Source organism: Kitasatospora sp. NBC_01250, assembly GCF_036226465.1.
Lineage (GTDB): Bacteria > Actinomycetota > Actinomycetes > Streptomycetales > Streptomycetaceae > Kitasatospora.
This window is the reverse complement of the sequence record NZ_CP108476.1, coordinates 2,844,509-2,867,457: the sequence shown is the minus strand read 5'-3', so window position 1 is coordinate 2,867,457 and position 22,949 is coordinate 2,844,509. Positions and strand designations below refer to the sequence as shown.

General features: G+C 74.1%; 19 protein-coding genes. 16 read left to right on the top strand and 3 right to left on the bottom strand.

Annotated elements, in window-relative coordinates; translation table 11 throughout:
- Positions 1–20: 20 nt before the first annotated feature.
- Positions 21–368, bottom strand: coding sequence for a sterol-binding protein (locus OG500_RS11620; protein ID WP_327066480.1), 348 nt, complete (start codon positions 366–368; stop codon positions 21–23).
- A gap of 151 nt (positions 369–519) precedes the next feature.
- On the opposite strand from OG500_RS11620, the gene OG500_RS11615 reads away from it, so the two are divergent.
- The 4 genes from OG500_RS11615 to OG500_RS11600 all read left to right on the top strand — a co-directional run bounded on the left by OG500_RS11615 (position 520) and on the right by OG500_RS11600 (position 3,446).
- Positions 520–1,353 carry a hypothetical protein gene (locus OG500_RS11615; RefSeq protein WP_329579456.1) on the top strand — a complete coding sequence of 278 codons (834 nt, stop codon included), beginning with the start codon at positions 520–522 and terminating at the stop codon, positions 1,351–1,353.
- Positions 1,346–1,627 carry a hypothetical protein gene (locus OG500_RS11610; protein WP_327066478.1) on the top strand — a complete coding sequence of 94 codons (282 nt, stop codon included), beginning with the start codon at positions 1,346–1,348 and terminating at the stop codon, positions 1,625–1,627. The genes OG500_RS11615 and OG500_RS11610 overlap by 8 nt, the downstream gene beginning before the upstream one ends.
- Before the next feature lie 20 nt (positions 1,628–1,647).
- Positions 1,648–2,454 (top strand): TlyA family RNA methyltransferase, encoded by an 807-nt coding sequence (locus OG500_RS11605; protein ID WP_327071516.1) that lies wholly within the window; start codon positions 1,648–1,650, stop codon positions 2,452–2,454.
- A 92-nt stretch (positions 2,455–2,546) separates the two neighbouring features.
- A complete protein-coding gene (locus OG500_RS11600; protein ID WP_327066477.1) occupies positions 2,547–3,446 on the top strand; it encodes an NAD kinase in 900 nt (299 codons plus the stop codon).
- Positions 3,447–3,459: 13 nt separating this feature from the next.
- On the opposite strand, the gene yczR is transcribed toward OG500_RS11600, so the two are convergent.
- Positions 3,460–4,968, bottom strand: a complete 1,509-nt coding sequence (gene yczR / locus OG500_RS11595; RefSeq protein WP_329579452.1) for a MocR-like transcription factor YczR — start codon at positions 4,966–4,968, stop codon at positions 3,460–3,462.
- Between the two features lie 117 nt (positions 4,969–5,085).
- Between yczR and yczE the strand changes: the two genes are divergently transcribed.
- The 3 genes from yczE to OG500_RS11580 all read left to right on the top strand — a co-directional run bounded on the left by yczE (position 5,086) and on the right by OG500_RS11580 (position 8,796).
- Positions 5,086–5,715, top strand: coding sequence for a membrane protein YczE (gene yczE, locus OG500_RS11590; protein WP_329579449.1), 630 nt, complete (start codon positions 5,086–5,088; stop codon positions 5,713–5,715).
- A gap of 75 nt (positions 5,716–5,790) precedes the next feature.
- Positions 5,791–7,524: a DNA repair protein RecN gene (recN, locus tag OG500_RS11585; RefSeq protein ID WP_329587509.1), complete on the top strand. Its 1,734-nt coding sequence runs from the start codon at positions 5,791–5,793 to the stop codon at positions 7,522–7,524.
- Between the two features lie 87 nt (positions 7,525–7,611).
- A complete protein-coding gene (locus tag OG500_RS11580; RefSeq protein ID WP_327066474.1) occupies positions 7,612–8,796 on the top strand; it encodes a glycosyltransferase family 4 protein in 1,185 nt (394 codons plus the stop codon).
- Between the two features lie 76 nt (positions 8,797–8,872).
- Here the strand turns inward: OG500_RS11580 and OG500_RS11575 are convergent, their stop codons facing one another.
- A complete protein-coding gene (locus OG500_RS11575) occupies positions 8,873–10,876 on the bottom strand; it encodes a glycoside hydrolase family 15 protein (protein WP_327071514.1) in 2,004 nt (667 codons plus the stop codon).
- 675 nt (positions 10,877–11,551) lie between these two features.
- On the opposite strand from OG500_RS11575, the gene OG500_RS11570 reads away from it, so the two are divergent.
- The 9 genes from OG500_RS11570 (at position 11,552) to OG500_RS11530 (ending at position 22,806) form a co-directional block, all read left to right on the top strand.
- Entirely contained in the window at positions 11,552–13,228 is a 1,677-nt protein-coding gene (locus tag OG500_RS11570; RefSeq protein ID WP_327066473.1) for a CTP synthase, read from the top strand.
- 114 nt (positions 13,229–13,342) lie between these two features.
- Entirely contained in the window at positions 13,343–13,993 is a 651-nt protein-coding gene (locus OG500_RS11565) for an NUDIX hydrolase (RefSeq protein WP_329579445.1), read from the top strand.
- A gap of 192 nt (positions 13,994–14,185) precedes the next feature.
- Positions 14,186–16,015 (top strand): AAA family ATPase, encoded by a 1,830-nt coding sequence (locus tag OG500_RS11560; RefSeq protein WP_329579442.1) that lies wholly within the window; start codon positions 14,186–14,188, stop codon positions 16,013–16,015.
- Between the two features lie 356 nt (positions 16,016–16,371).
- Positions 16,372–17,490, top strand: coding sequence for an alanine dehydrogenase (ald, locus tag OG500_RS11555; RefSeq protein WP_442789143.1), 1,119 nt, complete (start codon positions 16,372–16,374; stop codon positions 17,488–17,490).
- Positions 17,491–17,910: 420 nt separating this feature from the next.
- Complete coding sequence (locus OG500_RS11550; RefSeq protein WP_442789324.1) at positions 17,911–18,966, top strand: ParA family protein; 1,056 nt, start codon at positions 17,911–17,913, stop codon at positions 18,964–18,966.
- A 41-nt stretch (positions 18,967–19,007) separates the two neighbouring features.
- Complete coding sequence (locus OG500_RS11545) at positions 19,008–19,535, top strand: hypothetical protein (RefSeq protein ID WP_329587506.1); 528 nt, start codon at positions 19,008–19,010, stop codon at positions 19,533–19,535.
- A 29-nt stretch (positions 19,536–19,564) separates the two neighbouring features.
- The gene (locus tag OG500_RS11540; protein ID WP_329579437.1) at positions 19,565–20,488 is read left to right on the top strand and encodes a segregation and condensation protein A; all 924 of its coding nucleotides are present in this window, start codon (positions 19,565–19,567) and stop codon (positions 20,486–20,488) included.
- A 253-nt stretch (positions 20,489–20,741) separates the two neighbouring features.
- Entirely contained in the window at positions 20,742–21,389 is a 648-nt protein-coding gene (gene scpB / locus OG500_RS11535) for an SMC-Scp complex subunit ScpB (RefSeq protein ID WP_329587503.1), read from the top strand.
- A gap of 52 nt (positions 21,390–21,441) precedes the next feature.
- Positions 21,442–22,806, top strand: coding sequence for a pseudouridine synthase (locus OG500_RS11530; RefSeq protein WP_329579434.1), 1,365 nt, complete (start codon positions 21,442–21,444; stop codon positions 22,804–22,806).
- Positions 22,807–22,949 lie beyond the last annotated feature (143 nt).

Below are 22,949 nucleotides of genomic sequence, written 5' to 3'. Positions count from 1 at the left end.
CGCCCTGCCGCCGGGCCGGGTCAGAGCAGGGCGCGCAGGCGCAGCAGGTCGCGGAAGCCGGCCTCCAGCCTGACCCGCCCTGCGGCCCAGGCGCCGGCGAAGTTCAGCCGGCCGCCGACCAGGGCCACCAGGTCGTCGCTGGTCATGGCCAGCCGGATCGCGGCCTTCTCGGTCGGTGCGCCGGGTGCGTGGACGAGGTCCTGGATCCGGCCCTCGCGCAGCATGCCGGTGAAGGTCAGATCGAGGTCGGTGAGCCAGCAGCTGAGCGAGCGGTCCAGCGCGGCGGCCTTGCGGACGTTGCCTTCGGCCTGCGCCATGTTCCGGCTGAGCTGCTCCAGCGCCGCGCGGCATGCGTCGGTGTCGGCCATGATCGGATTCTCCCGGCTCCGGCTGAGGGGTATTCGAGCCACGGTACCCGCTGCGGGCGTTGCTCCTGACGCCGGTTGCTGCCGCGCCCGGCCGGGTGGACACGGTAGCGTCACTTCCGGGGATCAGGACGGCTCGAGGAGGCACCGGGAGATGCGGCAGATGCTTCGGGGGTATGTGGAGTTGGCCGCCGGGCTCGCGGAGGCGGCCGGCAAGCGCGTGGTGGGCACGGCGGTCGAGCTGCTGGAGCGGGCCGGGGTGGACGTGGAGGGGGCCGAGCGGGCCGTCACCACCCAGCTGCCGCCGGCCGTGCAGAAGCTGGAGACCCTCGCCCAGGAGGTCGTCACGGTCGGCCGGGGCGGGCTCGACCTGGCCGTCGGGCTGGCGCGGGCCGAGGCGGAGAAGGCGGTCGAACGGGTCGGCAAGCTGGGCGACCAAGTGGTGAAGGCGGGCGTGGTGCTGGCCTACCTGGAGGGCAAGCTGCGCGATCTGGCCGGCGACGGCCAGGGCAGCGGTGCGGGCGGCGGCACGGCGCCGACCGAGCAGGCGCAGCAGGAGTCGGCGGGGTCGACGTCCGGGGCGCCGAGGCCGGGCCGGGCGGAGTCGCTGTTCGCGGCGGACTGGCAGCCGGAGGCGGACCTGGAGCCGGAGCCCGGCCTGGACGCCGAGCCGGACTGGGACGACGCGCAGACCGGGGCGGCCGGCTGGTACATCCCGCCGGAGCCGGCGGCCGAGCCGACGGCGCCCCGGAAGCGGACGGTGCCGAAGGCCGCGGTGAAGACCCCGGCGGCGAAGACCCCGGCGGTGAAGAAGACGGCGGCGAAGAAGACGGCCGCGAAGCCGACGGTCGCGAAGAAGAGCGCGGCCAAGAAGACCGTGGCGGAGAAGACCGCCGCGAAGCAGACGGCCACAAAGAAGACCGCTGCCAAGAAGACCGCCACGAAGAAGGCCACCCCCAGGAAGCCGGCAGGCGACAGCGATGACTGAGCCCGCCGCCCCCCAGCCTGCCGTCGCGGAGCCCCAGCCCGCCCCTGACGACCTCCCGCCGCTCCCCACCCTGTGGGCCCCCGAACCCGCCCCGCTCGGTGTGGAGATCGAGCCCACCGGCCACCCTGAGGTGGACGCCGCGCTGGAGCCGCTGGCCGCCCTCGACGGGGCCCCCACCACGGAGCACGCCGCAGTGTACGAAAATGTCCAGCAGAGCCTCAGTACCATCCTCACCTCGCTGGACGACAGCAACGGCGAGCGCAACAGCAGCTAGGAGCTGAACCACCCGTGGCAGTGGCACGACGCCGACTCGACGCAGAGCTCGTCCGCCGCAATCTGGCCCGCTCGCGCGAGCACGCCAGTGAGCTGATCGCCGCCGGCCGGGTGAGCGTGGGCGGCGCGACGGCGACCAAGCCCGCCACCCAGGTGGAGACCGCGGCGGCCGTCGTGGTGGCGAAGGACGAGAACGACCCCGACTACGTCTCGCGCGGCGGCCACAAGCTCGCCGGCGCGTTCGCGGCCTTCGTCCCGCAGGGCCTGGTGGTCGAGGGCCGCCGGGCGCTGGACGCGGGCGCCTCCACCGGCGGCTTCACCGACGTGCTGCTGCGCGCGGGGGCGGCCGGGGTGCTCGCGGTGGACGTCGGCTACGGCCAGCTCGCCTGGTCGCTGCAGAGCGACGACCGGGTGACCGTGATGGACCGCACCAATGTGCGCGAGCTGACCCTGGAGCTGATCGGCGGCGAGCCGGTGGACCTGGTGGTCGGCGACCTCTCGTTCATCTCGCTGGGCCTGGTGCTCCCGGCACTGGCGGCCTGTGCGGCGCCCGACGCCGACCTGGTCCTGATGGTCAAGCCGCAGTTCGAGATCGGCAAGGAGCGCCTCGGCAGCGGCGGGGTGGTCCGCAGCCCGCAGCTGCGGGCCGAGATGGTCCGTCAGGTCGCGGGCCAGGCCTGGGAGTTGGGTCTGGGTGTGCGGGCCGTGACGGCCAGCCCGCTGCCGGGCCCGTCCGGTAACGTCGAGTACTTCCTGTGGCTGCGCCGTGACGCTGCGCAGCTCGATCCGGCCGAGGCGGACCGGGCCGTGGCCGAGGGGCCCCGCTAGGCTGCCGGGACAGGTGCGTCGAGGCCGGCGCCGCAACAGCGGGGGGACCGGTCCAGGGCCAAAGATGACCCGGTGGACGTTGGGAGAGGGCATTGAGCGAGGGACGTACGGTCTTCCTGATCGCGCACACCGGTCGTGAGGCCGCGCTGCGCAGCGTCGAGCAGTTGGTGGAGGGGCTGCTGAAGGCCGGAATCAGGATCAGACTGCTCGCCGCAGAGGCGGTCGACCTCGACCTTCCCGACGGGGTGGAGACCGTGCAGTCCGGCCACGGTGCGGCCGACGGCTGTGAGCTGATCCTGGTGGCGGGCGGCGACGGCACGCTGCTGCGCGGCGCCGAGCTGGCCCGCGACACCGGCCTGCCGATGCTCGGCATCAACCTGGGCCGGGTCGGCTTCCTGGCCGAGGCCGAGCGCGACGATCTGGCGGTGGTGGTCGACCGGGTGGTGGACGGGGCCTACGAGGTCGAGGAGCGGATGACGCTCGACGTGCTGGTCCGCACCAACGGTGACGTGGTGCACGAGGACTGGGCGCTGAACGAGGCCTCGGTGGAGAAGATCTCCCGGGAGCGGATGCTGGAGGTGGTCACCGAGGTGGACGGCCGCCCGGTGTCCACCTTCGGCTGCGACGGCGTGGTGCTCTCCACGCCCACCGGCTCCACCGCCTACGCGTTCTCCGGTGGCGGCCCGGTGGTCTGGCCGGAGGTCGAGGCGCTGCTGATGGTGCCGATCAGCGCGCACGCGCTGTTCGCCCGGCCGCTGGTCACCTCGCCGAACTCGGTGCTGGCCGTGGAGGTGCAGCCGAAGACGCCGCACGGTGTGCTCTGGTGCGACGGGCGGCGCTCCTTCGAGCTGCCGGCCGGCGCCCGGGTGGAGGTGCGCCGCGGCCGGGTGCCGGTGCGGCTGGCCCGGTTGCACCAGGCGCCGTTCACCGACCGCCTGGTGGCCAAGTTCGCGCTTCCGGTGACCGGTTGGCGGGGCCGCTCGCGCTGCTGAGGCCGGTCGGCCGTCAGACGGCCAGCGTGGTGACCGGTGGGGCGCCGCGCCAGTCCCGCTCGGCCGTCCGGGCCGCCGCCGCCAGCCGTGCGGCGGCCTGGGCGGCGCTGTGGGCGGGCACGGTCAGCGGGACGCGGATGAAGCCCTCGAAGGCGCCGTCCGCCCCGAACTGCGAGCCTGCCGCGATCCGCAGCCCGGCCTGGTCGCCGGCGTGCGAGAGCGCCGCGCCGGACAGGCCCGCGGTGTCGATCCAGAGCGTCATGCCGCCGACCGGCTCGGCGAAGCGCCACTGCGGCAGCCACTCGCGCAGCGCCGGCAGCAGCGCCGCGGTGTCCGCGCGCAGCTGCGCCAGCCGGTGTTCGCGGACCTCGGTGAAGCGCTCGCCCAGCAGGTCCGCGCAGATCAGCTGGTCCAGCACGGGGGTGCCGACGTCGGTGTGGATCCGGTCGGCGGCCAGCCGGCGGACCAGCGCCGGCGCGGCCCTGATCCAGCCGACCCGCAGGCCGCCCCAGAGCAGCTTGCTGGCCGAACCCACGGTCACCACCTGGGCGGCCCGGTCCAGCGCGGCCATCGGCCGGGGCAGCTGCTCGGTGCCCCACCCCAGCTCGGCCATGGTCTCGTCCACCAGCACCACGCTCCCCACCGTCCGCGCGGCGGCCAGCAGTCGGCGGCGCTGGTCCTCACCGATCAGCGCACCGGTCGGGTTGTGGAAGTCCGGGATCAGGTAGACCAGCTTCGGACTCGCCCCTTGCAGCACCCGGTGCCAGTCGGTCAGGTCCCAGCACGGCAGCTGCTCGGGCCCCTCGGGCCGGTGCTGCGGGACCGGCACCAGGCGGGCCTCGGCCTGCCGCAGCGCCCGCAGCACGTGCGCGTAGCTGGGCGACTCGACGGCCACCCGGTCGCCGCGCCGCAGCAGGGAGCGCCGCACCAGGTGGAGCGCGCTCATCGCGCCGGTGGTGATCAGGATCTGGTCGGGGGTGGTGGGCAGCCCGCGCTCGGTGAACCGCCGGGCCACCACCTCGCGCAGCACCGGGACGCCGGTGGGGTAGGTGCCGTGGCCCAGCGCATAGGCGGGCAGCAGCTCGGCGGCACCGGCGGCGGCCTCGGCGAGCATGGGCTGCGGGGCCGCGGGGGAGGCGGCGCCCAGGTCGATCAGCTGCCCGTGGGAGTCGTCGGGCGGCAGCGGGAACAGTGCGTCGGTGGGCGGGGTGCTGCCGGCCGGCAGGGCCGTCCAGCTGCCCGCGCCGCGCCGGCTGTGCAGGTAGCCCTCGCTGCGCAGCGTCTCGTAGGCGGTGGCGATGGTGGTGCGGCTCAGTGCCAGGGCGGCGGCCAGTTCGCGTTCGGCGGGCATCCGGGTGCCGACCGGCAGCCGGCCCTCGCCGATCAGCCGCCGGACCTGGTCGGCCAGCGACCGGTAGGCGGGGCGGCGGGCCGGGGCGTCCGCCGCGGTGGGCGCCGGGCCGGTGGCGCGCAGCAGCCGGGCGAGCGCGGGCGGGGTGATGGTGCTCTGCCAGTCGGCCACGCGGATCAGTCCACCTGAGTCGAATTGGACCTGTCGAGCAGGTAAGTGGACTTCCCATGATGGCAGAGCGCCCGGCCGGTGTGCGGCCGATGCCCAGCACCACGACAAGGAGCCCTCATGGCGATCCTCGCCCTGCCGAGCGACACCGCAGCACTCGGCCGCCGTCTGCCGCAACTCTTCGCCGGCCTGGTCCTGTACGGCGTCAGCATGGGCCTGATGTACCGCGCGAGCCTCGGGCTCGACCCGTGGGACGTGTTCCACCAGGGCGTGGCCCGCCTGGTGGGGCTGAGCATCGGCACGGTGGTGGTACTCACCGGCGCGGCCGTGCTGCTGCTGTGGATCCCGCTGCGCCAGCGCCCCGGCATCGGCACCGTGGCCAACGTGCTGGTGCTGGGCGTGGCGATGGACCGCACGCTGGCGCTGCTGCCCGCCCAGCACGCGCTGGCGCCGCGGATCGCACTGCTGGCCGCCGGGATCGTGCTCAACGGGCTGGCCACCGGCCTCTACATCGGCGCCGAACTCGGCCCGGGCCCGCGCGACGGGCTGATGACCGGGCTGCACCGGCGCACCGGGCGCTCGCTGCGGCTGCTGCGTACCGGCCTGGAGCTGACGGTGCTGCTGGTCGGAGTGCTGATGGGCGGCAACGCGGGGGTGGGTACGGTCGCCTACGCGGTGTCGATCGGCCCGCTGGCGCAGTTCTTCCTGCGCTGGTGCACAGGTGCGCGGCCACGGCCCCGGAAGGAATGAACTTCGCCTCCCAAGACCGCCGCTCGTCGCGCGCCGGGGCCGCGGTCTCGTAAGGTCGTCTCCGTGTTGGACGAGATGCGGATACGGGATCTTGGTGTCATCGACGACGCGGTGGTGGAGCTGGCTCCCGGCTTCACGGTCGTGACCGGTGAGACCGGCGCGGGCAAGACCATGGTCGTCACCAGCCTCGGTCTGCTGCTGGGCGGCCGCGCCGACCCCGCGCTGGTGCGCAACGGTGCCGACCGGGCCGTGGTGGAGGGCCGCCTGACGCTGGCCGCCGACTCGCCGGTGGCCGCCCGCGCGCTGGAGGCCGGCGCCGAGCTGGACGACGGCGCGCTGCTGATCAGCCGGACCGTGTCGGCCGAGGGCCGCTCGCGCGCGCACCTCGGCGGCCGCTCGGTCCCGGTGGGGCTGCTCACCGAGCTGGGTGAGGACCTGATCGCGGTGCACGGCCAGAGCGACCAGCAGCGCCTGCTGCGCCCGGCCCGCCAGCGCGGTGCGCTGGACCGCTACGCCGGCGCCGCGCTGGCCGAGCCGCTGGCCCGCTACCGGAGCGGCTACCGGCGGCTGCGCGAGGTCAGCACGCTGCTCGCGGAGCTGACCACCCAGGCCCGCGAGCGGGCCCAGGAGGCCGACCTGCTGCGCTTCGGCCTGGAGGAGATCGCCGCCGCCGAGCCGGTGGCCGGCGAGGAGCTGGAGCTCGCCGCCGAGGCCGAGCGGCTGGGCCACGCCGACGCGCTCTCCTCGGCCGCCGTGCTGGCGCACGCCGCGCTGGCCGGCGACCCGGCCGATCCCGACCTGCTGGACGCCGGCACCCTGCTCGGCCAGGCGCGCCGGGCGCTGGACGGCGTGCGCGGCCATGACGAGCGCCTGGCGGCGCTGGCCGACCGGCTGGCCGAACTCGGCTACCTCTTCGCCGACGTGGCCGGCGACCTCGCGCTCTACGCCGACGGCCTGGACGCCGACCCGATGCGGCTGGCCACCGTGGAGGAGCGCCGGGCGGTGCTGGCCCAGCTGATCCGCAAGTACGGCGACACCGAGGGGACCACCGCCGAGGTGGTCGCCTGGGCGGAGCAGGGCGCGCTGCGGCTGGCCGAGCTGGACGGCGACGACGAGCGGATCGAGGAGCTGGCCGCCGAGGAGGCCGAGCTGCGCGCCGCGCTGGCGGTGCTGGCCGCCGAGGTCTCCGCGGCCCGGCAGGCCGCCGCGGCCCGGTTCGCCGAGGCGGTCTCGGACGAGCTGACCGAACTGGCCATGCCGCACGCCAGGGTCACCTTCGACCTGAGCCGGATCGACGACCCGGCGGGCCTGGAGCTGGACGGGCGCACCGTCGCCTACGGATCGCACGGCGTGGACGAGGTGGAGGTGCTGCTCGCCCCGCACCCGGGCGCGCCACCGCGCCCGATCGCCAAGGGTGCCTCCGGCGGCGAGCTCTCCCGGGTGATGCTCGCCGTCGAGGTGGTCTTCGCTGGTGCGGACCCGGTGCCGACCTACCTCTTCGACGAGGTGGACGCGGGCGTCGGCGGCAAGGCGGCCGTCGAGATCGGCCGCCGGCTGGCCAAGCTGGCCCGCAGCGCGCAGGTCGTGGTGGTCACCCATCTGCCACAGGTCGCGGCTTTCGCGGACCGCCACCTGGTGGTGGAGAAGACCGTCGACGGCACCGTCACCCGAAGCGGGGTCAAGACCCTCAGCGACGAGCAGCGGGTGCGCGAACTCTCCCGCATGCTGGCCGGACTGGAGGACTCCGAGCTGGGCCGTGCGCACGCCGAGGAACTGCTCGCCGCCGCCCGCGGTCCTCAGGAGGCCTGAGGCCCTCCCGTGGCGCCGACTGTCCAAGAGCCCTCGGGACCTGGCATGGTGGCGACGGAATCAGATGTGAGCGGGATCCCAGAACTGATGTCGGAGCGAAACGACGTGGACCATTCCTCCGCCCGGGAGAGTGCGAACGGCCCGGGCCCGGGCCAGTTGCACGTGGTGCTGGTGCTGTCCGCCGGCAGCGGCGGGATCGGCGCCCATGTGCGCTCGCTGGCCCAGGGCCTGACCGCGCACGGCGTGAAAGTCACGGTGTGCGCGCCGGCCGAGTCCGATGCGCTCTTCGGCTTCTCCCGCACCGGCGCTGTCTTCCATCCGGTGGAGATCACCGCGACCTCGGGCGCCCGCAGCGACGCCAACGCGATCGGGGAGCTGCGCCGCGCCTTCACCAGTGCCGACCTGGTGCACGCGCACGGTCTGCGGGCCGGGCTGCTGGCCGACCTCGCGCTGCGCACCGCCGGGCGGCTGCCCGGGCTGCGGCCCGAGACGCCGCTGGTGGTGACGTTCCACCACGCCCTGCTGGCCACCGGCCTGGAGCGGCGGCTGCAGCGGCTGATGGAGCGCCGGGTGGCCAGGGCCGCCGACCTGGTGCTCGGTGCCTCCTCCGACCTGGTGGCCCGGGCCCGCGAGCTGGGCGCCACCGACGCCCGGCTCGGCCCGGTGGCCGCCCCGCCGCCGGCCGTCGGTCACCTGGACCGGGCGGCGGCCCGGGCCGCGCTGCTGGGCCCCGGCGAGCTGGACCGCCCGCTGGTGCTGGCCGTCGGCCGGCTCGTCCCGCACAAGGGGTTTGGCCAGCTGCTGGAGGCCACCCGGGAACTGACCGGCGAGCCGCGCCCGCTGGTGCTGCTGGCCGGGGACGGTCCGCTGGCCCTGGAGCTGGCGGAGCGGGCGGCCGCCGAGCGGCTGCCGGTGCGGCTGCTCGGGCACCGCACCGACGTGCCCGGACTGCTGGCCGCCGCCGACCTGGTGGTGATCAGCAGCCGCTGGGAGGCCCGCTCGCTGGTCGCCCAGGAGGCGCTGCGGGCGGGCGTGCCGCTGGTGGCCACCGCCGTCGGCGGGATTCCCGAGCTGGTGGGCGACGCGGCGGTGCTGGTGCCCGGCGGTGACCCGGCGGCGCTGGGCGGCGCGGTGCGCGAGCTGCTGGCCGACCCCGCGCGCCGGGCCGCGCTGGCCAAGGCGGGCCCGGCCCAGGCCGAGACCTGGCCGGACGAGGCCGCCACCGTCGCGCAGGTGCTCAGCACCTACGACGAGCTGGTCCAGCGCGGCTGAGCCGGTCCGCCCCCCAGGGCTTGTCCGAGGGAATTGTCAGACAAGCCCTGACGGCGCGGGGCGGACCGGCCCGGGGTCAGGCCGGCTGCTGCGCGCTGTGCTGCGTGCCCTGCCGGGCGGCGGCTTCGGCGGCCAGCGGCTGCGGTGCCAGGAAGGCGGCGCCGCAGGCGGTCAGCCGCAGCGCGGTGTCGATCAGCGGCACGTGGCTGAAGGCCTGCGGGAAGTTGCCGACCTGCCGCTTGAGCCGCGGGTCCCACTCCTCGGCCAGCAGGCCCAGGTCGTTGCGCAGCGCGAGCAGCCGGTCGAACAGCTCGCGGGCCTCGGCCACCCGTCCGATCATCGCCAGGTCGTCGGCGAGCCAGAACGAGCAGGCCAGGAACGCGCCCTCGTGGCCGGAGAGCCCGTCGACGTTCTCGCCCGACTCGTCGTGGGTGGGGTAGCGCAGCACGAAGCCGTCCTCGGTGGACAGTTCGCGCTGGATCGCCTCGATGGTGCCGATCACCCGCTTGTCGTCCGGCGGCAGGAAGCCCACCTGCGGGATCAGCAGCAGCGAGGCGTCCAGCTCGGTGCCGCCGTAGTACTGGGTGAAGGTGTTGCGCTCGGGGTCGTAGCCCTTCTCGCAGACGTCCGCGTGGATCTCGTCGCGCAGCGCCCGCCAGCGCTCCAGCGGGCCCTCGGCCTCGGTCTGTTCGATCAGCTTGATGGTGCGGTCCACCGCGACCCAGGCCATCACCTTGGAGTGGACGAAGTGCCGGCGCGGCCCGCGCACCTCCCAGATCCCCTCGTCGGGGGCCTTCCAGTGCTCCTCCAGGTAGCCGATCAGGCGCAGTTGGAGCAGGTGGGCGTGGTCGCTGCGGGACAGTCCGGTCATCTGAGCCAGGTAGAGCGCCTCGACCACCTCGCCGTAGACGTCCAGTTGGAGCTGGTCGGCGGCGCCGTTGCCGACCCGCACCGGCTGGGAGCCCTCGTAGCCGGGCAGCCAGTCGAGCACCGACTCGTTCAACTCGCGCTGGCCGGTGATGCTGTACATGATCTGCAGGTTCTCCGGGTCGCCGGCCACCGCGCGCAGCAGCCACTCGCGCCAGGCCCGCGCCTCCTCCCGGTAGCCGGTGCGCAGCAGCGAGGAGAGGGTGATCGCGGCGTCCCGCAGCCAGGTGTAGCGGTAGTCCCAGTTGCGCTCGCCGCCGATGTCCTCGGGCAGCGAGGTGGTGGGTGCGGCGACGATGCCGCCGGTGGGGGCGTAGGTGAGCGCCTTGAGGGTGATCAGCGAGCGGACCACGGCGTCGCGGTAGGGGCCCTGGTAGGTGCACTGGGCGACCCAGTCGAGCCAGAACTCCTCGGTCAGCGTCAGCGAGCCCTCGGGGTCGGGGATCTCCGGGGGCGGCAGGTGGGAGGCCTGCCAGGTGAGCGCGAAGGCCACCCGCTCGCCGGCCGTGATGGTGAAGTCGGCATAGGTGGTGAGGTTGCGCCCGTAGGTCTCGGCCTCGCCGTCCAGCCAGACCGAGTCGGGCCCGGCCACCGCGGCGGTGCGGTGCACGTCGCCCTGCTCGACCCGGTGCACCCAGGGAACGATCTTTCCGTAGCTGAAGCGCATCCGAACGGCCGAGCGCATCCGCACCTGGCCCGAGACGCCCTCCACGATCCGGATCATCTGCGGCACCGGCTCCTGCCCGCTCAGGTGCCGCGGCGGCATGAAGTCGATCACCCGCACGCTGCCGCGCGGGGTGTCCCACTCCTGCTCCAGGATCAGCGAATCGCCCCGGTAACGGCGCCGGTCGGCCGGCACGGCGGGAGCCGCCGCGCTGCTCGGCACGGCCTTGAGATCACTCGTATCGGTGAACGGCGCACGCGGCGCGGGTGCGGTCGGCACCGCGCCGGCCTGGCTCTGGGGAGCAACGGGGGCGGCCTCGGCGGGGCCGATCCGCCAGAAGCCGTGTTCATCGGTGCCCAGCAGGCCGGCGAAGACGGCGGGGGAGTCGAAGCGGGGCAGGCAGAGCCAGTCCACGGCGCCGTCTCTGCTGACCAGCGCGGCGGTCTGCATGTCTCCGATAAGTGCGTAGTCCTCGATACGGCCGGCCACGTGCATCTCCAGTTCGCGGTAGTGCTCGGCGGTCGCCGACGGAGGCGAGAGCGTCACTGCGGGGCCGGGGGTGATGCGGATACCAGGGCCAGGGCCGCTCGGAACCGCTGGTGACGGTGGCCGAGGAGGGGCCGCGCGAGGGTGTCGGTGAACAGCGCACGGTGGGTTTCTGGACTTGCCTGGCAATGAACTGGTGGTGCGGGGAGTCCGGTCGCGCATCGGGGACGGAGAGGTGTCGTCCGGACCCCTCGTCCTCGGCTTTTGCTCTGCTGTCGGCGATGCGTCCGTGCAGGATACGACGCCAGGGCTGGGCTCAGCACCCGGAAACGATCAGGTACCGCCGTCTGCTCAGGCGCAAGGGGTGAAAGTAGCCCGCATGGGTGAGAGGAGCCGCCGGACGGGGCATCCGGCAGTGATCACTGCGGGCCATCCCGCCCTGGTCAGCTCGGCGGACGGCGCCCTGCGCCTGCGGGCGGACCGGCACCCTTCCGGGCCATCGGACGGGCGTGGGACCGCGCGCTGTCCTGCTCGCTGATACCCTGGTATCCCGTGGACTGGTGGATAAACCGCCCCGGACCCGCTGACTGACGACCCCGGTTTTTCGGCCTCTCGTCGGCTCTGCGGACCGCACATCCACCGGCGTCATCCTCGACAGCGACCCACGGGAGCCCCCTCTTGGCACAGCCCCATTCCGGCAAGGCGGCGAACGGCCGCGCCGTGACGACCAAGCACCTCTTCGTCACCGGGGGTGTTGCCTCATCGCTGGGCAAGGGCCTCACGGCCTCCAGCCTCGGTGCCCTGCTCAAGGCCCGCGGCCTTCGAGTGACGATGCAGAAGCTCGACCCGTACCTGAACGTGGACCCGGGCACGATGAACCCCTTCCAGCACGGTGAGGTGTTCGTCACCGACGACGGTGCCGAGACCGACCTGGACATCGGTCACTACGAGCGCTTCCTCGACACCAACCTGCACGGCTCGGCCAACGTGACCACCGGTCAGGTGTACTCGACGGTGATCGCCAAGGAGCGGCGCGGCGAGTACCTGGGCGACACCGTCCAGGTCATCCCGCACATCACCAACGAGATCAAGTCCCGGATCCGCCGGATGGCGACCGAGGACGTCGACGTGGTGATCACCGAGGTCGGCGGCACCGTCGGCGACATCGAGTCGCTGCCGTTCCTGGAGGCCGTGCGCCAGGTGCGCCACGAGGTCGGCCGGGACAACGTCTTCTTCGTGCACGTCTCGCTGCTGCCCTACATCGGCCCCTCCGGCGAGCTGAAGACCAAGCCCACCCAGCACTCGGTGGCCGCGCTGCGCAACATCGGCATCCAGCCGGACGCCATCGTGCTGCGCGCCGACCGCGAGGTGCCGCAGGCCATCAAGCGCAAGATCTCGCTGATGTGCGACGTGGACGAGGAGGCCGTGGTCGCGGCCATCGACGCCAAGTCCATCTACGACATCCCCAAGGTGCTGCACGGCGAGGGCCTGGACGCCTACGTGGTGCGCCGGCTCGACCTGCCGTTCCGCGACGTGGACTGGACCACCTGGGACGACCTGCTGCGCCGGGTCCACGAGCCGCAGCACATCGTCAAGGTGGCGCTGGTCGGCAAGTACATCGACCTGCCCGACGCCTACCTGTCGGTCACCGAGGCGCTGCGGGCCGGCGGCTTCGCCAACAACGCCCGGGTCGAGATCAAGTGGGTCACCTCCGACGACTGCGAGACGCCCGAGGGCGCGGCCGAGCAGCTGGGCGACGTGGACGCGATCTGCATCCCCGGTGGCTTCGGCGACCGCGGTGTGACCGGCAAGGTCGCCGCGATCACCTACGCCCGGGAGAACAGGATCCCGCTGCTCGGACTCTGCCTGGGTCTGCAGTGCGTGGTCATCGAGGCCGCCCGCAACCTGGCCGGCCTGCCCGAGGCCAACTCCACCGAGTTCGAGCCGGCCGCCAAGCACCCGGTCATCTCCACCATGGCCGAGCAGCTGGCGATCGTGGACGGCAAGGGCGACCTGGGCGGCACCATGCGCCTGGGCCTCTACCCGGCCAAGCTCGCCGAGGGCTCGATCGTGCGCGAGGTCTACGGCGGCGAGCAGTACGTGGACGAGCGACACCGCCACCGCTACGAGGTCAACAACGCCTACCGCGCCGACCTGGAGAAGACCGGCCTGGTCTTCTCGGGCCTGTCGCCCAAGGGTGACCTGGTGGAGTACGTCGAGTACCCGCGCGAGGTGCACCCCTACCTGGTCGCCACCCAGGCGCACCCGGAGCTGAAGTCCCGTCCGACCCGCCCGCACCCGCTGTTCGCGGGTCTGGTGGCCGCGGCGATCAAGATCAAGACCGGCGCCGAGTAGCACGGCGGCGCCTCTCTGAACGTCGGCTCGTGCCGAACGGCGGCCTCGCGGACCACGCGGGGCCGCCGTTCGGCGTTAGATTGTGTCGTACTGACGAGAAGTGGGGAGATCGCAATGCCTGACGGGATCGGGGAGCACGGGATTCGGGACGTGGCGGAGCAGTGGGAGGTGCGGGCCACCGAGCTCCCGTTCCAGGGCCGGGTCACCGGGGTGCGCAGCGACGAGGTGCTGATGCCCGACGGCAGCTACGCCCGCCGGGACTACCAGACCCACCCGGGCTCGGTCGCGGTGCTCGCGCTGGACGACCAGCAGCGGGTGCTCCTGGTGCGCCAGTACCGCCACCCGGTGCGCCAGCGCCTGTGGGAGCTGCCGGCCGGGCTGCTCGACGTGCCGGGGGAGAACCCGCTGCACGCCGCCCAGCGCGAGCTGTACGAGGAGGCGCACTGCAAGGCGGAGACCTGGCGGGTGCTGGTCGACTTCTACTCCTCGCCCGGCGGCACGGACGAGGCGCTGCGGCTCTTCCTGGCCACCGACCTGGCCGAGTCCGCGCAGGAGAGGTACGAGGCGCAGGGCGAGGAGCTGGAGATCCAGACCGCCCAGGTGCCGCTCGCGCGGCTGGTGGAGCTGATCCTGGCCGGCGAGCTGCACAACCCGACCCTGATCACCGGCACCCTCGCACTGCACGCGGCGCTGACCGGCGCCGGCCCGGCGGCACTGCGCCCGGCCGACGCCCCCTGGCCGGCCAGGCCCTTCACCACTGCTTAGGTCGTGCGCGGACTCCCTCGTGAGGGTCATCTTCAGGAGGGAGTTGACGCATCGTCTAGTGCGGTTGGGTGATTTGCCACTTGGTCATACCGATGTCCGCTCGGCCCGGTGCTCCCAGCGAACTACGCTTCGCTGACGGGAAGCTGGGCGACCGGGTCGGGAGTGGCGCAGGTGGCGAGAAAGACGGCGACGATGGACGCACGTCCGGCCCCCGACGGGCCGGTGGCCGGCCTGCCGCCGGGCCCCGAGCCGTTCGCCGGGCGGGCGGCCGAGCTGGCCGCGCTGCGCACCGAGGCCGGCCGCCCGGCCGGGGCCGCCTGCCGGGTGCTGGTGGTCAGCGGTCGCGCCGGCTCCGGGCGCACCGCGCTGGCCCGCCGCTTCGCCCGTTCGGTGGCCGGCGGGCGCCGGGTGCTGGTCGCCTCGCTCAGCGCGCCCGACGGCAGCGCCGTGGCGCCCGGGGCCGTGGCCCGGCGCCTGCTGGCCGCGCTCGACCACTGTCCGGCCGCCGCCCCGCCGCCGGACGGCGCACCCGGCGAGGCCGAGGATCCGGCCTGCGCGGGCCTGCGGGAGGCGCTGACCGGGCGGGAGACCCTGCTGCTGCTGGACGACGTGGCCAGCGCCGAGCAGCTGCGCCCGCTGCTGCCCGCCGAGCCGCGCTGCCTGGTGCTGGCGGTCACCAGCGGGCCGCTCAGCGCGCTGGCCGACCGCTTCCGGGTCGACCCGGTGATCCTGCGCGGCCTGGACGAGCCGGCCGCGATCGAGCTGCTCACCACGCTGGTCGGCGGCACCCGGATCAGCTGCGACCCGGTGGGCGCGGCCGAGCTGGCCGAGGCCTGCGCCGGGCGGCCCGCCCCCCTACGGCTGATGGCGTACTGGTTGCGGGCCCACCCCAAGGCGGCCGTGCCCGAGGCGGCCGCGGCGCTGCGCGAGGCGGGCGAGGAACTGGGCGGGGAGGGCGGCGGCGAGGTGCTGGCCGCCGCGTTCATGCTGCGCTACCGGGCGCTGCCGGTGGCGCAGGCCCGGCTGCTGCGGACCCTCACGCTGGCCCCCGACGGCGTGGCGGACCTGCGCACCGCCTCCGCGCTGGGGGGCTGCCCGGCCCCGGAGGCCGCCGCCGCGCTGCACGCGCTGGCCGAGGGCGAGCTGCTGGAGCAGCTGGAGGCGGCGGCCGACGGCACCGCGCGGTACCGGGTGCCGGGCCGGTTCTTCGCCCAGCTGACCGCGATGCGGAGCGAGCTGGACCGCCCCGGTGAGGTGCAGCTGGCCCGCGCCCGGCTGCTGGAGCGGCTGGTGCGGCTGGTGGACTCGGCCCGCGCACTGCTCGACCCCGGCCGGCAGTCACCCGATCCGCTGCCCGGGCCGCTGCGGCTGCGGACCGCGGCCCACGCCCGCCACTGGCTGCTGGGGGAGCGCGAGTCGCTGCTGGTGACGGCCGAGCTGGCGATCGGGCAGGGCGATCTGGACGGCTCGGCGGCCCGGCTGACCAGCGCGCTGCTGCGGGCGCTGCCGCTGGCCGGCCCGCTCGCGCCCACCGACGCGGTGCGGCTGCACCAGCTGGTGCTGACCTGGGCCGAGCGGCAGGGCGCGGCGCGCCGGGCGGCGGCGGCACTGCTCAACCTGGCCGAGCTGCGGGCCGCGGCCGGGCAGTGGGCCCGGGCCTGCGAGGACTACCGGGCGGCCCTCGCGCACAGCAGGGATCCGCTGGACGATTCGGTCGCGGCCCGCGCGCTGGAGGGGGTGGGCGAGTGCCACCGGGCGCTGGGCGACGCGGTGCGGGCGGCCGACAGCTACGGCCGGGCGCTGGCGCTGCGGCGCGGCCTGGACGAGCCGGCGGCCCAGGCCCGGCTGCTGGCCCGGATCGGCGAGGCGCACGCCGCCCAGCGCCGTTTCGAGGAGGCGGCCCGGGAGTACCGGGCGGCGCTGGGGCTGCTGCGCCGGCTCGGTGACGAGCGCGGCACGCAGGCGGTCGCGGCGGCGCTGGCGGCCCTGGCGCCGCGCTCCGCGACGGACCGGGCCCGCTAGGGCCCGGCGGGCCCGTCCGGGGCTGCCCAGGGCGTCGGCCGGTGCTCCACGGGGCTCCGGCCAGCGGTTTTCGCGGTCACCGGCCGCCGGTCTTGCGGCCGGTCCCGGGCGGGATGGGAAGGTTTGCCGGTTCTGGGCGGGTTTGCCAGGAAAACCCAGAGGCATGCCTACGAATCTGCCAACGTGTCCAGCGGATTTAGTCACTTTGGAAGGCTGGCGGATCTGCTGGGCTTCATTACACTCGACATTGTCGCGCAGTGCAGCGTGTCCCGGCCATGCCGGAGGCCTGCCCGCGTGCGGCACCCGCCGGTCTTCCCCCGGTTGGGACTCCCATGGCAAGAGGGACGTGTTTAACCGTGACCAAGGTCGGCATCCCCCGCGAGGTCAAGAACCACGAGTACCGCGTGGCCATCACGCCGGCCGGCGTGCATGAGCTGGTCCGCAACGGCCACGAGGTCTTCATCGAGGACGGCGCCGGCGTCGGCTCCTCCATCCCCAACGAGGAGTACGTGGCCGCCGGTGCCACCATCCTCGCCACCGCCGACGAGGTGTGGGCCACCGCCGACCTGCTGCTGAAGGTCAAGGAGCCGATCGCTCAGGAGTACCACCGCCTGCGCAAGGGCCAGACGCTCTTCACCTACCTGCACCTGGCGGCCGACCGGGCCGGCACCGACGCGCTGGTCGCCTCCGGCACCACCGCGATCGCCTACGAGACCGTGCAGCTGGCCAACGGCGCGCTGCCGCTGCTCGCCCCGATGTCCGAGGTCGCGGGCCGGCTGGCCCCGCAGGTCGGCTCCTACCACCTGATGCGCCCGGCCGGCGGCCGCGGCGTGCTGCCCGGTGGCGTGCCCGGCACCCACCCGGCCAAGTGCGTCGTCATCGGCGGCGGCGTCTCCGGCTGGCACGCGGCGACCATCGCGATCGGCATGGGCTACGACGTGACCCTGCTGGACCGCGACATCAACAAGCTGCGCGAGGCCGACCGGATCTTCGGCAACAAGATCAAGGCGATCGCCTCCAACTCCTTCGAGCTGGAGAAGGCCGTCATCGAGGCCGACCTGGTGATCGGCGCGGTGCTGATCCCGGGCGCCAAGGCCCCCAAGCTGGTCACCAACGAGCTGGTCTCCCGGATGAAGCCGGGCTCCGTGCTCGTCGACATCGCGATCGACCAGGGCGGCTGCTTCGAGGACTCCCGTGCCACCACGCACGCCGAGCCGACCTTCGAGGTCCACAACTCGGTCTTCTACTGCGTGGCCAACATGCCGGGCGCCGTCCCGAACACCTCCACCTACGCGCTGACCAACGCCACCCTGCCCTACATCGTGGAGCTGGCCAACCGGGGCTGGAAGGAGGCGCTGCGCCGCGACGCCGCGCTGGCCAAGGGCCTGAACGTGCACGAGGGCCAGATCACCTACGGCGCCGTCGCCGAGGCGTTCGGCCTGCCCTCCATCTCCCTGGACAGCGTGCTCGCCTGACACACCGCCAGGGTGGCCTGACACCCCGGCAGGACGCCCGGCGACCGCCGCGCGGTCGTCCGTCGGACCCCCGAAGGCCCCTGGTCGGCAGCAGCCGACCGGGGGCTTCGGCATGCGTCAACGCGCCGAGGGTCGGCTCACCCGCCCCTTGACAGAACCCGGTCGGGCGGCCGACACATCGGGCCCACTACCGTGGATTGTGTTGCTGCGAACGCCCGAAACGGCCTAGAGTCGCAAACCGTCGGCATGGTGTCAGGCTGACGAATCGACATAATGCCCTGGATGCCCAAGGAGGTAAGACGACTTGTGAATGAGTCGACATTTGCTCCCGGGGGTGGTCAGCCAGGACTGGCGGAGCGCGTCTCCGGACAGCCGACCGACGACACCGGGGCCGCATATTCCACCGTCGGAGCCAGCGAGATCGGCACGGTCGCCGTGCGGACCTTCGAGGCCCGGCAGGCCGCCGCGCACAGCGCCGGCCCCGATGTCTACGAGGCCGATCTGAGCTCCGCACAGCATCTGGGCTACAGCGAATTCGCCTACGGTTCCTACGACGACCCGGACGCCGAGTACGAGCCGGACCCGGAGTACGCCGCCACGCTGGCCCCCGACGCGGCCCGCCAGCGCCGTGAGCGGATCGGTCCCACCGGTCGCCCGCTGCCGTACTTCCCGATCCCCGCGCCGCTGGCCGAGCACGGCCCCGCGCAGATCATCGCGATGTGCAACCAGAAGGGCGGCGTCGGCAAGACCACCTCCACCATCAACCTGGGCGCCGCGCTGGCCGAGTACGGCCGCCGGGTACTGCTGGTCGACTTCGACCCGCAGGGCGCGCTCTCGGTGGGGCTCGGGGTCAACCCGATGGAGCTGGACGTCACGGTCTACAACCTGCTCATGGAGCGGGGCCTGACCGCCGACGAGGTGCTGCTGAAGACCGCCGTGCCGGGCATGGACCTGCTGCCCTCCAACATCGACCTGTCGGCCGCCGAGGTGCAGCTGGTCAGCGAGGTGGCCCGGGAGTCGGCGCTGGCGCGCGCGCTCAAGCCGCTGCTGCCCGACTACGACTACGTGATCATCGACTGCCAGCCCTCGCTGGGCCTGCTGACGGTCAACGCGCTCACCGCGGCGCACAGCGTCATCGTGCCGCTGGAGTGCGAGTTCTTCGCGCTGCGCGGGGTCGCGCTGCTGACCGAGACGATCGAGAAGGTCTGCGAGCGGCTCAACCCCGAGCTGCGCCTGGACGGCATCCTGGCCACCATGTACGACTCGCGCACCGTGCACAGCCGCGAGGTGCTGGCACGCGTGGTCGAGGCCTTCGGCGACCACGTCTTCCACACGGTGATCGGGCGCACCGTCCGGTTCCCCGAGACCACGGTGGCCGGCGAGCCGATCACCACGTACGCGACCAACTCGGTGGGCGCTGCCGCCTACCGGCAGCTCGCCAGGGAGGTGCTCGACCGGTGCCGCCCCGTCGAGTGAGCCTCCCGGGGGCCGACGAGCTGTTCCGCACCACCGGGGGGATGGCGCTCTCGCCCTCCCTGGCCAGTCGCTCGGCCGCCGACCCGGTGGACGGCGGCAGCGGTGCGCAGCAGCCCGACGCCACTTCGGCGGACGCTCCCTCGGCGGACACCGGGACGGGCGCTGTCGGCGCGACCGTGCAGCGCCCCCGCATCGAGCGGGTGCCGGGTGTCCCCGGCGTCCCCGCCGGCACGGCCGGCAGCGCCCCGCTCAGGGCCCCGCAGGGCGGCGTGCCCGCACCGGCCGGGTCCGAGGAGCAGCAGAGCGGCGACGGCGCGGCCAGGCGTCGTCCGCGCGGGCGCGCGCCCCGGCGCCCCAGCGGGCGCGAGCGGCACGACGAGAAGATCACCGTGTACGTCTCCGCCGAGGAACTGATGGACCTGGAGCACGCGCGCCTGGTGCTGCGCGGCGAGCACGGCCTCGCGGTGGACCGCGGCCGGGTCGTGCGGGAGGCCATCGCGGTCGTCCTGGCCGACCTGGAGCAACGGGGTGAGGCCAGCATCCTGGTCCGGCGGTTGCGCGGCCGTTGAGCGCGGTCGGCGTGTGAGGATGGGCCGCGATGTCCAGCACCCGCACGGATCCCGCAGCAGCCCCGGCCGAAGCCCCGTCCGGCGTCCCTGACGCCGCCGTCGGTGGCGGCGCCGATGCGGCGCGCGGTGCGTTCCAGGTGCGGCTGGCCAACTTCGAAGGGCCCTTCGACCTGCTGCTCGGTCTGATCGCCAAGCACAAGATGGACGTCACCGAGGTCGCCCTCGCCCAGGTCACCGACGAGTTCATGGCCCACCTGCGCGCCATGGGGCCGGACTGGGACTTGGACGCGACCACCGAGTTCCTGGTGGTCGCGGCCACCCTGCTCGACCTCAAGGCGGCCCGGCTGCTGCCCGTCGCCGAGGTCGAGGACGAGGCGGACCTCGCGCTGCTCGAAGCCCGTGACCTGCTCTTCGCCCGCCTGCTGCAGTACCGCGCGTACAAGCGGGTGGCCGACGTCCTGGAGCAGCGCTGGGCCGAGGAGCAGCGGCTGCGCCCGCGCACCGTGGGCCTGGAGCCGCAGCACGCCGAGCTGCTGCCGGAGGTGGTGATCCACGTCGGCCTGGAGCGCTTCGCGCAGCTGGCCGCCAAGGCGATGACGCCCAGACCCAAGCCGGCCGTCTACGTGGACCACATCCACACCCCGGCGGTCAGCGTCCGCGAGCAGGCCGCGCTGGTCACGGCGTACCTCACCGCGCACGGCTCGGCCGGCTTCGCGGCCCTGGTGGCCGACGCCGGGGACACCCTGGTGGTGGTGGCCCGGTTCCTGGCCCTGCTGGAGCTCTACCGCGAGCGGGCGCTGGCCTTCGAGCAGCCCGAGGCGCTGGGGGAGCTGACGGTCCATTGGGTGGCCGACCCGCAGCGGACGGTGATCGAGGTGACGGACGAGTTCGACGGCGGCGCAGGCGAGGCGCCCGGGCGAGGAGAGGGAGCCGGGGATGAGCGGGACCGCTGAGGACCACGGGGCCGCCGGGCAGGGCGGCCGGCCCGCGCGCCGCGCGCTCGGCCTGCCGGGCCAGGCGCGCGAGGGCGAGTGGCAGGAGTCGGCCTATCCCGGCGCGGTGGAGGACGGCCCGGCGGGCGAGGCCGCGCAGTGGGTGGAGCCGGCCGCGGCCGAGCCGCTGCCGGTGCCGCCGCAGGCCGTCCCCGAGACGGGGGCAGCGCTCGACCTTCCCGACCTCCCTGAGGGCCCTGGGGGCTCTGAGGGCCTGGCGGACCCCGAGGCTTTCGCGGAGGCGCCGGTCGAGGCGCCGGCCGGGCCGGCGGTCGCGCTGCGGCCCGCGCTGGAGGCGGTGCTGATGCTCGCCGACGAGCCGGTCACCGAGGCGCGCCTGGCGCAGGTGGTGGAGCGCCCGCGCGCCGAGGTGGCCGCCGTGCTGCGCGAGCTGGCGGCGGAGTACACCGCGCAGGGGCGGGGATTCGAGCTGCGGCTGGTGGCCGGCGGGTGGCGCTACTACAGCGCGGCGGCCTGCGCGCCGGTGGTCGAGCGCTACGTGTTGGACGGTCAGCAGGCACGGCTGACCCAGGCCGCCCTGGAGACGCTGGCGGTGGTCGCCTACCGGCAACCGGTGTCCAGATCCCGGGTCTCCGCGGTACGCGGTGTGAACTGTGACGGCGTGATGCGTACCCTGGTACAGCGAGGACTGGTGGAAGAGACCGGATCCGAGCCCGAAACAGGTGCGATCCTGTATCGGACGACGAACTACTTCCTGGAACGGATGGGGCTGCGCGGCTTGGACGAGCTGCCGGAGCTCGCGCCCTTCCTGCCCGAGGTCGACGACGTGGAAGCGGAGTCCCTCGAAGGCACGGTGCTCGCGGACGCGGTGGCCGCTGCGGGCGCACGGGAAGTGCAGTGAGGTCGGCCGGCACGACCCGCACTTTCCGATGGAATCGACGTACGGACATTTGATGCGTAGCAGTGGCAGCGGTAACGGCAGGAACAGCGGCGGCGGTAGCCGGGGAGGCTTCGGCGGCGGCAGTGGGCGGGGCGGCAGCAGCAGCGGCGGCGGCTACGGCGGCCGGGGCGGCAGTGGTGGCGGCAGCAGCAGCAGCGGCGGCGGTTACGGCGGTCGTAGCGGTGGTGGCAGCAGCAGCGGCGGCGGCCGGGGCGGCAGCAGCGGCGGCTACGGCGGCCGGGGCAGCAGCGGTGGTGGCAGCAGCAGCGGCGGCTACGGCGGTCGTGGTGGCAGCGGCGGCGGCGGTGGTTACGGCGGCGGCAGCGGTGCCGGCCGCGGGCGCAGCGGTGGCGGGAGCACGGGCGGCGGTCGGGACGACCGCCGCGACGACCGCCGGCAGTACCCCGACCGTCCGCTGCGCCCCGAGGAGCGCCGCTACGACCGTCCCGAGTACGGCGGCGGCCCCAACGCCACCCCCGCCCGCGGCGGCTTCGCCGGCCGGCGTCCCGGCCCCGCGCCGCGCCCGCGCCGCGAGGGCCAGGGCGCCCCTGGCGACCCGCGCCGCCAGCCGCCGCAGCGCTCGCGCGAGCTGCAGGCCAAGATCGAGGACGCGGTGCTGCGCCGCCACGACGGCCCCGGTGCCAAGGCGAGCAGCGAGGAGGGCGAGCGCCTGCAGAAGGTGCTGGCCCGGGCCGGCGTCGGCAGCCGCCGCGCCTGCGAGGAGCTGATCGAGCAGGGCCGGGTCGAGGTCAACGGCTCGCTGGTCACCGAGCAGGGCAAGCGGGTCGACCCCGAGAACGACGAGATCAAGGTGGACGGCCTGACCGTCGCCACCCAGTCGTACCTGTTCTTCGCGCTGAACAAGCCGGCCGGCGTGGTCTCCACCATGGAGGACCCGGACGGCCGCCAGTGCCTGGGCGACTACGTGACCAACCGGGAGACCCGGCTGTTCCACGTGGGCCGGCTGGACACCGAGACCGAGGGCATCATCCTGCTCACCAACCACGGCGAGCTGGCCCACCGGCTGACCCACCCGCGCTACGGCGTGACCAAGACCTACCTGGCCGCGATCCAGGGCCCGATCCCGCGCGACCTGGGCAAGCAGCTGGCCCAGGGCATCGAGCTGGAGGACGGCTTCGCCCGCGCCGACAGCTTCAAGGTCGTCTCCAACGTCGGCAAGAACTACCTGGTCGAGGTCACCCTGCACGAGGGCCGCAAGCACATCGTGCGCCGGATGCTCGCCGAGGCCGGCTTCCCGGTGGAGAAGCTGGTCCGCACCCACTTCGGCCCGATCGCGCTCGGGGACCAGAAGTCGGGCTGGCTGCGCCGGCTGACCAACCCCGAGGTCGGCCAGCTGATGCGCGAGGTCGGTCTCTGACCCCGCCCCGCCAGCCGTCCAGGGGCCGCGCATCCGTCGGGTGCGCGGCCCCTGCCGTGTCCGCCGGGATTCCGTGCCGGATTGCGCGGGTCGGCCGGGGCGGGTTGTCACGGGGAACGTCCGTGGCAGAAGATGGCCACGAA

Excerpts from the sequence above, each read along its gene's own strand:
- OG500_RS11620 (WP_327066480.1), bottom strand. The coding sequence starts at position 368 with ATGGCCGACACCGACGCATGCCGCGCGGCGCTGGAGCAGCTCAGCCGG.
- OG500_RS11615 (WP_329579456.1), top strand. The coding sequence starts at position 520 with ATGCGGCAGATGCTTCGGGGGTATGTGGAGTTGGCCGCCGGGCTCGCG.
- OG500_RS11610 (WP_327066478.1), top strand. The coding sequence starts at position 1,346 with ATGACTGAGCCCGCCGCCCCCCAGCCTGCCGTCGCGGAGCCCCAGCCC.
- yczE (WP_329579449.1), top strand. The coding sequence starts at position 5,086 with ATGGCGATCCTCGCCCTGCCGAGCGACACCGCAGCACTCGGCCGCCGT.
- recN (WP_329587509.1), top strand. The coding sequence starts at position 5,791 with ATGCGGATACGGGATCTTGGTGTCATCGACGACGCGGTGGTGGAGCTG.
- OG500_RS11580 (WP_327066474.1), top strand. The coding sequence starts at position 7,612 with ATGTCGGAGCGAAACGACGTGGACCATTCCTCCGCCCGGGAGAGTGCG.
- OG500_RS11565 (WP_329579445.1), top strand. The coding sequence starts at position 13,343 with ATGCCTGACGGGATCGGGGAGCACGGGATTCGGGACGTGGCGGAGCAG.
- OG500_RS11560 (WP_329579442.1), top strand. The coding sequence starts at position 14,186 with ATGGACGCACGTCCGGCCCCCGACGGGCCGGTGGCCGGCCTGCCGCCG.
- OG500_RS11545 (WP_329587506.1), top strand. The coding sequence starts at position 19,008 with ATGGCGCTCTCGCCCTCCCTGGCCAGTCGCTCGGCCGCCGACCCGGTG.
- OG500_RS11540 (WP_329579437.1), top strand. The coding sequence starts at position 19,565 with ATGTCCAGCACCCGCACGGATCCCGCAGCAGCCCCGGCCGAAGCCCCG.
- OG500_RS11530 (WP_329579434.1), top strand. The coding sequence starts at position 21,442 with ATGCGTAGCAGTGGCAGCGGTAACGGCAGGAACAGCGGCGGCGGTAGC.